The organism is Amycolatopsis sp. lyj-109 (genome assembly GCF_046548995.1).
In the GTDB taxonomy this organism is placed as follows: domain Bacteria; phylum Actinomycetota; class Actinomycetes; order Mycobacteriales; family Pseudonocardiaceae; genus Amycolatopsis.
This window is the reverse complement of the sequence record NZ_JAJPWR010000015.1, coordinates 93,358-105,360: the sequence shown is the minus strand read 5'-3', so window position 1 is coordinate 105,360 and position 12,003 is coordinate 93,358. Positions and strand designations below refer to the sequence as shown.

Annotated in this window: 9 protein-coding genes; 5 read left to right on the top strand and 4 right to left on the bottom strand. The window is 71.4% G+C overall.

Annotated features, from left to right (window positions below; translation table 11 throughout):
• Positions 1 to 11: 11 nt before the first annotated feature.
• A complete protein-coding gene (locus ACLJQF_RS30485) occupies positions 12 to 1,898 on the bottom strand; it encodes an MFS transporter (protein WP_410613778.1) in 1,887 nt (628 codons plus the stop codon).
• Positions 1,899 to 1,948: 50 nt separating this feature from the next.
• Positions 1,949 to 2,716 (bottom strand): glutaminyl-peptide cyclotransferase, encoded by a 768-nt coding sequence (locus ACLJQF_RS30480; protein WP_410613777.1) that lies wholly within the window; start codon positions 2,714 to 2,716, stop codon positions 1,949 to 1,951.
• Between the two features lie 51 nt (positions 2,717 to 2,767).
• On the opposite strand from ACLJQF_RS30480, the gene ACLJQF_RS30475 reads away from it, so the two are divergent.
• Positions 2,768 to 4,774, top strand: coding sequence for a DUF3027 domain-containing protein (locus ACLJQF_RS30475; protein ID WP_410613776.1), 2,007 nt, complete (start codon positions 2,768 to 2,770; stop codon positions 4,772 to 4,774).
• Positions 4,774 to 7,578: a sacsin N-terminal ATP-binding-like domain-containing protein gene (locus ACLJQF_RS30470; protein WP_410613924.1), complete on the top strand. Its 2,805-nt coding sequence runs from the start codon at positions 4,774 to 4,776 to the stop codon at positions 7,576 to 7,578. Before ACLJQF_RS30475 ends, ACLJQF_RS30470 begins: the two co-directional genes overlap by 1 nt.
• Before the next feature lie 2 nt (positions 7,579 to 7,580).
• Here ACLJQF_RS30470 and ACLJQF_RS30465 read toward each other — a convergent pair whose 3' ends face one another.
• A complete protein-coding gene (locus ACLJQF_RS30465) occupies positions 7,581 to 7,808 on the bottom strand; it encodes a DUF2530 domain-containing protein (RefSeq protein ID WP_410613923.1) in 228 nt (75 codons plus the stop codon).
• Positions 7,809 to 7,890: 82 nt separating this feature from the next.
• Here ACLJQF_RS30465 and ACLJQF_RS30460 point away from each other — a divergent pair, with 82 nt between their 5' ends.
• Positions 7,891 to 9,360, top strand: a complete 1,470-nt coding sequence (locus ACLJQF_RS30460) for an NCS2 family permease (protein WP_410613922.1) — start codon at positions 7,891 to 7,893, stop codon at positions 9,358 to 9,360.
• On the opposite strand, the gene ACLJQF_RS30455 is transcribed toward ACLJQF_RS30460, so the two are convergent.
• Positions 9,361 to 9,945, bottom strand: a complete 585-nt coding sequence (locus ACLJQF_RS30455) for a hypothetical protein (RefSeq protein WP_410613775.1) — start codon at positions 9,943 to 9,945, stop codon at positions 9,361 to 9,363.
• Between the two features lie 107 nt (positions 9,946 to 10,052).
• Here ACLJQF_RS30455 and ACLJQF_RS30450 point away from each other — a divergent pair, with 107 nt between their 5' ends.
• Complete coding sequence (locus tag ACLJQF_RS30450) at positions 10,053 to 10,484, top strand: MarR family winged helix-turn-helix transcriptional regulator (RefSeq protein ID WP_410613774.1); 432 nt, start codon at positions 10,053 to 10,055, stop codon at positions 10,482 to 10,484.
• 113 nt (positions 10,485 to 10,597) lie between these two features.
• Positions 10,598 to 11,854 (top strand): MFS transporter, encoded by a 1,257-nt coding sequence (locus ACLJQF_RS30445; protein ID WP_410613773.1) that lies wholly within the window; start codon positions 10,598 to 10,600, stop codon positions 11,852 to 11,854.
• The last annotated feature ends 149 nt before the right edge of the window (positions 11,855 to 12,003 follow it).

Below are 12,003 nucleotides of genomic sequence, written 5' to 3'. Positions count from 1 at the left end.
GGGCTCAGACCCTACCGGCGGGCTGTCGGGTCCCTGGGCAGGCCCTGGGCCGGGAAGCTGCCGGTCGGCTCGGGCCGCAGCGGCCGGTCGCCGCCGAGACCCGGCACGAGCGAGCCGCCACGCTGCACCAGGTACGTCTGGGTCAGACCGACCGCCAGCAGGATCGAGATCACCAGGAAGCCGATCCAGTACGTCGGCGGCAGCAGCAGGCCGACCGCGCCGCCCATGCACCAGGCCAGCTGCAGCACGGTTTCCGAGCGGCCGAACGCCGACGCGCGCGACTCCTCGGGCAGGTCCTCCTGGATCACGGCGTCGAGACTGATCTTGGCGAGCGCGCTGGCCGTGGCGCCGATCAGGCCGACGATCGCGGCCGTGGCCAGGCCGGGCAGGAGCGTCGCGACCAGCGCGGCCAGCACGCAGCTCGCCACGCACCAGACGATCACCTGGTCGGGACTGCCGAAGTGCAGACGCGAGCCCAGCGCGTTGCCGAGGAACCCGCCGGCCCCGGCCGCGGCGCCGATCACGCCGAGCAGCAGCAGCTGCATGAACGGTGTCTGCCCGCTGCCTTCGGTCTGCGCCTTGACCGCGAAGGCGGCGAACATCATGAGGAAGCCGGTGAGCACGCGCACCGAGCCGTTGCCCCAGAGCGCGACGACGATGTGCCGGCCCATCGGCTGACGGCGTTTCTTCTCCGTCGGGTGGGCCGAAAGGGACGTCGGCACCTCGCCCTCGGTCGCCTCCACCCAGGCCGGGATCCGCATCGACTGCACGGCCGCGGCGATGCAGATGAGCGCCGTGAACCACAGCGCGCCCGCCGAGCCGGTGATGGCGTTGACGCCGCTGGCCAGCGCGCCGAACACACCCGCGGCGACCAGGCCGAACGTGGTCAGCCGGGCGTTCGTCTTCGAGAGCGTGATCTCCGACGGCAGGACCCGCGGTGTCACCGCCGCCTTGAGAACGGTGAACGACTTCGACAGCACCATCATCCCGAGCGCGGCCGGGTAGAGCAGCCAGTCGTCGAAGTGCAGCGCCATCACGACGGCCATCAGCCCCTGGCCGATCGACGACGCGCACATCGCCAGCCGCCTGCCGCGCTGCACCTTGTCGAGCGCGGGCCCGATCACCGGCGCGACCAGCGCGAACGGCGCGATCGTGATGAGCAGGTAGAGCGCCACCTTGCCCTTGCTCTCGCCGCTGGTCGCGGCGAAGAAGAGGGTGTTGGCCAGCGCGATCGCCATCGCCGCGTCGCTGGCGTAGTTGAGCATCACGGCGTAGGTCAGGGAGGTGAGGCCGGACTTCTCGGCGCCGTCGGCCTTCGTCGCACGCTGGAAGGCGTCGACGGCCTGACCGGTCAACTGGCGGCTGCGCATCGCCGCCACCCGCGTGACGGTGATCTTCTTCGGCAGCTTCGGCGTGCCGCCCGGCGTGCGCGGCTCCTCCCGCGGCGGCTGGGGCGCCTGCCCCGGCCCCGGCTCCGGCGGTCGCGGTTCGCCCGCGTAGCCGCCGGTGTCGTAGTGCTCGTACTCGCCGCTGCCGGGATGGCGTGCGCCTTGGTAGAAGCCGCCACCGGGGGGCTCCCGGCGGACCGGCTCGGTGCGGTGGGGGTCGTACGGCCGCGCCCCGCGCGGGGGCGGTGTCCGGTGGTTCGCCGGAGTGGCCGCGGTGGGCGCTTCGTCGGCGTTCGGCACGCGGCCGTCGTGGAACCCGGCGCGCGGCGGGACGGGTCGCTGGACGCGGGTGGGCGGCGGCGGGCTGCCGTGCTCGGCGCGCGGCGCGGCGGCGTCCCGCCAGGACCTGGCCTGCGCGGCGCCCGGTTCCGGCGTCCAGCGACGCTTGGACTTCCGGCCGCGCGGCTGACCCGGCGGGGTGCCGTCGGAGCGGGAGCCGAAGAGTGCCACGTGTCAATCCTGCCTTACCGGGGGCCGGTTCCGCCTGCTCATCCGTGCTTTCACGCCGTAGCTCCGACGAACCTCACCCGGAACGTGACCGGCCACTGCTTCCCGGTGAGGAGGAAATCGCCGGTTCCCGGGACGGCGGCGATACCGTTGAGCACGTCTTCGGCGCCCGTCGCGTTCACTTTCGTACGCAGCTGACCTGCGTCGATCGTCCCGGTCACGCGCCCGGTGGCAGCCTCGATCCGCAGGACGGTGTCGGTGTGCCAAACGTTTGCGTAGACGTCCCCGCCGACGCATTCGAGTTCGTTGAGCTGGTCGCGGCCGACGTCGACGCTCCCGGTGACGGCGAAGGTCTTCGGGTCGCGGAAGGTCAGCCGCGAGGAGCCGTTGCTCATCACCAGCCGGCCGTCGGCCTGGTGGCACAGGCCCCAGCCTTCCCCCTGGAACGGGACGCGCCGCAGCTCGGCGAGGCTGGTGGCGTCGCGTTCGATGGCGAAGCCGTCCTGCCAGGTGAGCTGCCACAGCGTCGGCCCGAGGACGGTGACGCCCTCGCCGAACAGCGGCGCCGGCAGCGTGGCCGTGGTCCGGGGCGGCCCGCCCGCGGAGCCCGCGGTGAGCATGGATTTCCCGGCGAGCCCGGTGCTCTCGTACAGCGTGTCGCCGGCGAACTCGAGCCCTTCGGTGAAGGCGGTGGGATCGTGCGGCAGGGTCGAGACCACCTGGACGGTGAGCCGTTCCGGCCCGGATTCGGCGGCGGGGGCCCCGGCACAGCCGCCGAGGGCGGCGGCCAGCAGCAGGGTGGTGACGATCGGCGTGCGCACGATGAACAGCCTGGCACGGGCGCCGCGGATGCGTGCGGCACAATTGGCCGCATGACTCTGCTGCTGACCCTGGACGACGGTTCCGTGCAGCGCAAACTCGCCGATGCGGTGGAGTTCGCGCGAGCTGCGGTGCTGGAGGACGCACCCGAGGAGCAGCTCGGCTCGCACGTGGGGGTCACCCGCGAGGACGCGGTCACGGCGAGTCACCTGTTCGAGGCCCAGGTCCCGGGCTACGGAGGCTGGCGCTGGTCGGTGACGGTGGCCTTGGCGGGCGACGACGAGCCGGTGACGGTCAGTGAGGTAGTGCTGGTGCCGGGCCCCTCGGCGCTGGTCGCCCCGGCCTGGGTGCCCTGGGAGCGCCGCGTGCGAGCGGGCGACCTCGGAGTGGGCGACATCTTCCCGACCGCGGACGACGATCCCCGCCTGGCCCCGGCCTACCTCCAGTCGGACGACCCGGCGGTGGAGGAGGTCTCCCGCGACGCCGGCCTGGGCCGGGTCCACGCCCTGTCCCGCTTCGGCCGCACGGAGGCGGCGGCGCGCTGGCACGAGGGCGAGTTCGGCCCGCGGTCGGACATGGCCCGCAGTGCCCCCGACGTGTGCGGGACGTGCGGGTTCTTCGTGCCGCTGGCGGGATCGTTGCGCGGGGTGTTCGGGGTGTGCAGCAACGACATTGCCCCGGCGGACGGCCACGTGGTGGACGTGGAGTACGGGTGCGGAGCGCACTCGGAGGTAGAGGTCGAGGTGACGTCCTCGGTTCCGGTGGCGGAGCTGGTGTACGACGATTCTCTGCTGGACTTTGCGCCGGCGCCCGAGGTGGCGGCGGTTTCGGGGGTCGCGGCGGCGCCTGAGGCGGCGGAGGTCTTGGAGACGGCGGCGGCCGAGTCGGAGACCGGGATAGCGGAGTCGGACGTGTCGCCGGCGGAGGTGGAGCCGGAAGCCGCATCGGCGGAGGCCACGGAGCCGGAGTCGGCGCGGGTCGAGACGGTCGAGCCGGTGGTTTCGGCGGCGGCTGAATCGGCGGTGGCCGAGCCGGTCGAGGCGCCGGCGGATGGTGTGGCGGAGCCGGTGGCCGAGCCGATCGAGCCGGCGGCGGATGGTGTGGCGGAGCCGGCGGCCGAGCCGATCGAGCCGGCGGCGGATGGTGTGGCGGAGCCGGCGGCGGCTGGTGAGGTCGCTGAGCTGGGTGAGGTAGCGGCTTCGGCCGTGACCGAGCCGGTCGAGGCGGCGGAGGTGCCTGAGGCGGCGGCCTCGGCGGAGGCCGACTCGGTTCCGGCGGTGGTTGAGCCGGCCGCGGCGGAGCCCGAGCCGGTGGCTTCGGCGGCGGCTGATTCGGCGGCGGCTGATTCGGCGGTGGTCGAGCCGGTCGAGGCGCCGGCGGATGGTGCGGCCGAGCCGGCGGAGGCTGATTCGGCTGCCGAACCAGCCAAGGCCGAGGTGGCTGCGGAGGCTGAGCCGGTGGCCTCGGAAGCGCCGGCGGTGACCGATGAGGTCGGCGAGCCGGTTGTGGCCGAGGTGCCGGAGCCCGCGGAAGCCGAGCTGACGCAGGCCGAGGTGACCGATGCGACCGAGCTTCGCGCTGCTCCTGAGCCGCGCGAAGCCACGACTGAGCCCGAGTCCGGCGAGATCCCGGCGGCCGCCGAGTCGGATGCGGCGGAGGTGGATCCCGTTCCCGCGGAGGTCGCCGACCTTGTCGCCGAGCCGCTCTCGGCCGGTAGCGAGGGATCGTCCCCGGCCGAAGAGCCGGAGCCGGCCTCGGCCGAGGCGACCGAGGCCGAACCGGCTCAGGCCGAGGCGACCGAGGCCGGACCGATCCAGGCTGAGCTGACCGCGGCCGAGCCGAACCAAGCCGAGCCGACCCGGTCCGATCCGGCCGAGGCCGAGTCGACCCAACCTGAGCTGACCCAAGCCGAGCCGACCGATGCGGTTGCCGCATCGGCTCCCGAAGCTGAGCCAGCGGGCAGCGAACCGACTGACGGCAACCTTCCCCCGGCCGTCCCCACCGAGGCCCCTGTCGCCGATGAAGCGCAAGCCCAGGTCGACAACGCTCCCGAACGGTGATCGACGACATCTCTGAGCCGGGCGATCCCTTCGGGACCGCTCGGCTCCGCGAGGCCACCCTGCGCTCCTGGCGGGACTCGCCCACCCGGCTCACCGAGGACACCAACGTCGAACGTGACCTGCGGGTCGGCGCCTATCGGGATCGGCTCTTCGTCGAGCTCGCGCAGAATGCCGCCGATGCCGCCATGGCCGGGGGGAAGCCCGGGCGGGTTCGGGTGTCCCTTGTGGACTCCGAGCTTCGGTTCGCCAACACCGGTGCTCCGCTCGACGCGCGGGGTGTCGCCTCGCTCGCGTCGCTGCGGGCCTCCGGCAAGACCGGCGAAACCGTCGGGCGCTTCGGGGTCGGGTTCGCCGCCGTGCGGACCGTCTCCGATGAACCTCGCGTCGTCTCCGTCACGGGTGGAGTCGTCTTCTCCGCCGAGCGGACGCGGCAGGCCGCCGGGATCGAGGGGGACGTTCCCGTCCTGCGGCTGCCCTGGCCCGTCCCCGCCGACGTGCCGCCCGGCTTCGACACCGAGGTCCGGCTGCCGCTCCGGGACGGGGTCGACGGGCGCGCTCTTCTCGACGACCTTGCCCGGGACGTCGCCGATCTGCTGCTGGCCTTGCCCTGGCTCGAGGAATTCGACGTCGATGGTCGCGTTTGGACACGCGAAGCCGACGGTGACTTCGTCGGAATCCGGGGCCCGGAACGGGAAACGCGCTGGCTGACGCATCGCGGTGACGTCGTGTGGGCCGTCCCGGTCGGGGCCGATGGTGCGCCCCGGCCGCTCGCCGAGGACGTTCTGCACGCCCCGACGCCCACCGACGACGGGCTGTCGCTGCCCGCACGGCTGCTTGCCTCCGTTCCGGTCGAACCGTCGCGGCGGCGCGCGCTGCCCGGGCCCGAGTTGGCGCAAGCGCTCAAGGCTGCCGCGAAGGAGTACGTGGGGCTCGTCCGGTTGCTGCCGTCCGAGCAGCGGTTCGCGCTCGTTCCGGCGCCGGGGTTTCCGAAGTCCACTGTGGACAACATGCTCCGCGAGGAGGTTCTGGCGGCGCTCAGTGTGGCACCCTGGCTGTCCACTGAGGACGGCAAGGAAGTATCCGGTCGTCAGGCGCGGGTGCTCGACGTCGACGTGCCCGGTTTGTCCGCGCTCCTCGTCGATCTGGTGCCCGGTTTGCTCGACGGGCCCGCGCAGGTTCTGAAAGCCGTTGCCGTGCAAGTGATCGGCATCGAAGAGGTGCTGGATACGCTGACCGGCGTCACCCGCGATCCGGGTTGGTGGCGGGAGCTTTACGCGGCTTTGGCGATCGCCGTCGAGTCGCATGTGCTCGCCGCTGAACGGCTGGACGGTCTGCCCGTTCCTCTGTCGGACGGCCGGACGCTGCCGGGTGCTCGTGGCTGCCTGCTCGTCGAAGGCTCGGCCGAACTGCTCGATCTGCTGTCCGATGTGGACATCCCGGGACTGCGGCTGGTGCACCCCGCCGCGTCGCACCCGCTCCTGGAACGCTTGGGTGCCAAGCATGCTGACGCGCGCGAGCTGCTCAACGCCGACCAGCTGCAGGACGCCGTCGAGCGCAGTGTCGAGGACGTCCGGTCCGGTTTGGACGGTACGACGCTCGCCGGGGCCGTGCTGCGGCTGATCGCCGACTGCGGGGACGACGCCCCGCGCTGGGTCGGTGCGCTCGCCCTGCCCGGCACCGACACCTGGCGCCGGGCCGACGAACTCGTCCTCCCCGCTTCGCCGCTGCTCGACATCTTCGACGAAGAGGTCTTCGAGGAAGACGGCGCGATGGACGTCCTCGACGAGGACTTCGCCGGGGACTGGCCGCAAAGCACGCTCGAGGCCGCGGGGGTGCTCGACTCCTTCGCCGTGGTCGTCGACGACGAACCGCACGAACCCGACCACGACCTGCCCGATGAGGAAGCCTGGTGGGACTCGCTGCCGGAGCCGCCGTCGACGCTCGTCGCGCTCCGGGACCTCGATCTCGTGGCCGATGACGCCTGGCCCGCGGCCCTGCGCCTGCTCGCCGCGCGGCCCGAGACGTGGCACGCCCTGCGCGTGCCGCACGGGCACGCCGCCTGGTGGATCGCGCAGTACGCCGTGCTCGAGGGGGCCGCGCCGAACGAGTGGCGGCTGCCGGACGCCGATCTGGCCGGGCTCTTCGACGAGGTCCCCGAGGTCGGCCTGAGCGAAGACCTGCTGCGGATCGCCGGCGTGCGCACGGACCTCACTCTGTCCACGGTGGACGAAGCGGCGGACCTTCTCGACCGGCTCGCCGACCCGGGCCGCGCGGTCTCGCCCGGGCTGGCCACGCGCGCCTACGCCGCCGTCGTCGAGTCCGGAGTGGAGCCGGGCGTTCCGCGGGCCGTCCGGGCCGCGGACGGGTCCGTTGTGGACGACGCGCTGGTCCTGGACGTGCCGTGGGTCGCCGGGGCGCTCGAGCCCGACCGGTACGTGGTCGCCCCCGAGGATCCGGAGCGGCTCGCGGACCTGCTCGACCTGGCGCTCGCGAGCGGCGCGCCCGCCGAGGTGACCAGTGAAGGCGAGTACGCGCCCTGGGCCGAGCTCCCCGCGCTGAAGCTCGTCGCGGACCAGCTCGGCATCCGGCTCCCGGACGGCGGGGTCCTGGTGCACGACCCGCTCACCGTGCGCATTCAGGGCGCCGAACACGACGTCCAGTGGTGGTCCGACGACCGGCTGCACGCGGCCGACACGTCGGAAGGCCTGGCGCGTGCGTTCGCTTGGGCGGCCGGGCGCTGGCCCGACCGGCACCTGATCACGGCGCTGCTCGACGACCCGTCACCGCGGACTCTCCTCGCGTAACCCTAGAGCCGCTGGGCCGACTTCGAGCCGCGGCGGGCGGCGGCGCGCTGCCAGGTGATGATCGCCATCCCGATGAAGCCGAGCGCGAAACCGGACAGCGCCGTCTGCACCCACAGACCCGAAGTCGTGAAGAAGAGCACCACCAGCGCGACAGTCCAGATCGAGGTGCCTACGATCACCACCGGCGTCAGGTCGGTCAGCCTCTTGGGCAGCTCCGGCGTAGGCCGCAACGAGCCCGTAACCTCCGGTGGATTGATCGGTTCACTCACGAGGTGCAGGGTACTCCGCAGCAGCGAGAGAATGGGCAGGCGAATGGCGGAGCAGGAGACGACCCGCACCGGGACGTCCACACTGGACCGGTTCTTCAAGATCAGCGAGCGGGGTTCGACCGTGCCGCGCGAGTTGCGCGGCGGCCTGGTCACCTTCGTGACGATGGCCTACATCGTGGTGCTGAACCCGCTGATCATCGGCAGCTTCTCGGCCGACGACGCGGGCGCGCACAAGGACGTCCTCGGCGGCATCCTCCCGGTGCCGCAGGTCGCCGCGGTGACCGCGCTGGTCGCCGGCGTCATGACCATCCTGATGGGCCTGATCGCGAACTACCCGTTCGCCATCGCGACCGGCCTGGGCATCAACAGCCTGGTCGCGGTCACCATCGCCCCGCAGATGACCTGGCCCGAGGCGATGGGCCTGGTGGTCATCGAGGGCGTGATCATCGTGGCGCTGGTGCTCACCGGGTTCCGCACCGCGGTGTTCCGGGCCGTGCCGGCCGCGCTGAAGTCCGCGATCGCCGTCGGCATCGGTGTGTTCATCTGCCTGATCGGCCTGGTCGACGCCGGGTTCGTGCGCCGGCTGCCGGACGCCGCGCACACCACCGTCCCGGTCGGCCTGGGCATCAACGGCTCGATCGCCTCCTGGCCGACCGCGGTGTTCGTCGTCGGCCTGCTGGTCACCGGCATCCTGGTCGTCCGCAAAGTCAAGGGCGCGATCCTGATCGGGGTGCTGACCTCGACCGTGCTGGCCATCGTCGTCGAGGCGATCGTCAAGGCCGGCCCGTCGAAGGGCACCAACCCGCTCGGCTGGAACCTCGGTTACCCGGCACTGCCGGACCAGGTGCTCGGCCTGCCGAACCTCTCGCTCGTCGGCGACGTCTCGTTCGGCGCCTGGACGCGGCTGCCGATCATCACCGTCTGCCTGCTGGTGTTCACCCTGGTGCTCGCCGACTTCTTCGACGCCATGGGCACCATGACCGGCCTCGCGAAGGAGGCCGACCTACTGCCCAAGGACGGTCAGCTGCCCAACGTCGGCAAGGCGCTGTTCGTCGAGGGCCTCGCGGGCGCGGCCGGCGGCTTCGGCTCGGCCAGTTCGAACACGGTGTTCGTCGAGTCGGCGGCCGGCATCGCCGAGGGCGCGCGGACCGGCCTGGCGAACGTCGTCACCGGCGTGCTCTTCATCGCCGCCATGTTCCTGACGCCGCTCTACCAGGTGGTGCCGGTCGAGGCGGCCGCGCCGGCGCTGGTCGTGGTCGGCGCGATGCTGATGGCGCAGGTCCGCGACATCGACTTCACCGACTACTCGATCGCGCTGCCGGCGTTCCTGACCATCGTCGTCATGCCGTTCACGTACTCGATCGCGAACGGCATCGGCGCCGGGTTCGTCAGCTACGTCGTGATCCGCGCGGCGACCGGCAAGGCCCGTCAGGTGCACCCGCTGATGTGGGTGATCGCGCTGGCCTTCGTGGCGTACTTCGCGGTCGGCCCGATCCAGGCGGCGTTCCGCTGATCAACCTGGGGCACTGACCTTCATCGCGGCGTCCAGCACGCCGTGATTGCGGTCGAATTCGGCGGGCGGCGCCTCGTAGCGGATCGTGACGAGGCTGTCGCCCGCGCCGAGCCCGATGACGGTGGCCCGTAGGGGGTAGCCGTCGCGGAGGTAGGTGTAGTCCCATTCCGCCGCATCCTCGTTCCCGAAGTCACCGGCGGCCACGGGCTTGACGACCGAGTCGGTCTGGTGCGCCTTCGCGGCCACGGCTTTGAGGCCGCTCAGTGCGTCCTCCTGGGTGATCGGCACCTTGTCGGTCTCCAGGAGGACCTGACCGTTGCGGTAGCTCGCGCGGTCGTTCTCGTGCGTGACGATCCAGCCGGTCGGGACCGGGATCTGGATCGACCAGCCGCGCCCGCCGGCCACATCGGGGAAGTTGTAGGCCTCCAGGGTTCCCTGATACGGCGGCGTGGTGGTCGTCGGCATCGACGACGACGGCGGTGGTGCGGCGGCGGGCGCTTCCTCGCCGCCGCCTGCGAACTGGGCCACCACGATCGCCAGGACCGCCGCACCGACCACGGCCGAGCCCACCAGCTTCTTGTTCATCCGACTCCCCAGGTTCTGCTCCTGGTGAAGACGCACGGACCTGTTCCAGGTTGCGGGTTGACCGAGATCACCCGGGTGGCCGATGTTTCGTAAGGTATGCTAACTATATGTCCGGCGACACGCACGAACGCTCCTTGGCGAGCCGTCTGCGTCTCGCGGTGGTCCGGCTCAACCGCCGGCTGCGGGCACAGCGCGTCGGGGACGACCTCACGCTGACACAGGTCGCCGCGCTGTCCACCCTGCACAAGTGCGGTGCGCTGACCCCGGGTCAGCTCGCCGCGAAGGAAGGCGTCCAGCCACCTTCGATGACGAGGGTGATCGCCGCGCTCGAGGAGCTGCGGTTCGTCGAGCGGCGCCCGCACCCGACCGATGGCCGGCAGGCCATCGTCGAGTTGTCCGAGAGCGGGCTGGCCTACGTGCAGAGGGCCATCTCCGTGCGGGAGGCGTGGCTGGACCGGCAATTGGCGGAACTCGGCGACGAAGAGCGTGAAGTGCTCTCCAAAGCCGCCGAAATCATAGACAGGATGGCGGGGAACTAACCACGGTGACGGTCACGGGTAGCGAAACCAAGCGTTCGATCCAGACCACTGCTACCCGGGAAACGGCCTCACCGCCGTCCGCATCGCCGCCATCCTCGTCGACGCGCGGCAGCATGTTCGCGTCGCTGCGCGTCCGCAACTACCGGCTGTTCTTCACCGGCCAGGTCATCTCGAACATCGGCACCTGGATGCAGCGCATCGCCCAGGACTGGCTGGTGTTCACCCTCAGCGGCAACAACCCGATCGCCCTCGGCATCGCGGTGGCGCTGCAGTTCACGCCGACGCTGTTCCTCTCACTGTGGGCCGGCGTCCTCGCCGACCGCGTCGACAAGCGGCGGCTGCTCACCTGGATCCAGGTGGCGGCGTGTTCGCAGGCCGCGATCCTCGGCGTCCTCGACATCACCGGGCTCGTGGCGCTGTGGCAGGTCTACGTCCTGTGCTTCACGCTCGGCATCACGGCGTCGCTCGAAGTGCCGACGCGGCAGTCGTTCGTCGCCGAAATGGTCGGCCGGGACCAGATCGCGAACGCGGTCGCGCTGAACTCGTCGATCTTCAACATGGCGCGGATCGTCGGGCCGGCGATCGCCGGGTTCGCGATCACCTGGATCGGCACCGGCTGGCTGTTCATCGCGAACGCGCTGAGCACGGTCGCGGTGGTCGTCGGGCTGGTCCTGATGAACCCGGACAAGCTGTTCCGCGTCGCGGCGATGCCGCGCGAGAAGGGACAGCTCGCCGAGGGCCTGCGGTATGTGCGGCGGCGGTCGGACCTGATGACGGTGATGGTGCTGGTGCTGTTCGTCAGCACGTTCGGCATCACGTACTTCAGCTCGCTCCCGATCGTCGCGGCGAACGTCTTCCACACCGCGGCCGACGGCTACGGGCTGCTCTCGACGCTGGTCGCGGTCGGCACCTTCACCGGCGCGCTGATGTCCGCCCGCCGCGGCACCAAGGGGCGGCCGCGCGTGCGGCTGATGCTGGTGTCCGCGTTCTTCCTGGGCGTGTTCGAGCTGATCACGGCGTTCATGCCGACGTACCTGACGTTCGGCCTCGGCCTGATCCCGCTCGGCTTCGCCACGATGACGTTCCTCAACACGGCGAACGCGCTGGTGCAGACCTCGGTCAGCCCGGAGATGCGGGGTCGCGTGATGGGGCTGTACGTGCTGGTGCTGATCGGCGGCAACCCGATCGGCGGGCCGATGGTCGGTTGGATGGCTCAGGAGTTCGGCGGGCGGTCTCCGTTCTACATCGGCGGGGCGGTTTCGGCGCTCGCCGCGGTGGTGTGTGCCGTGGTGCTGATCCGGCGCGGTGGGATTTCGTGGCCGGTGAAGCGAGGGCTGGGGTTGCGGGTGCTCAAGCGGGCGAAGTTCTGACCGGAAGTATCGGTTCGTGTTCACGGCGTGACCGTATCCGCGGCCACCGACAAAAACCGCGGCCCGTCGCTTCGGCGTCACCCGGAAGAGTGAGATCGGAGTCTCCGAGGCCGACCCCTTGCCCGCAGATATGAGGTTAGGCTAACCTC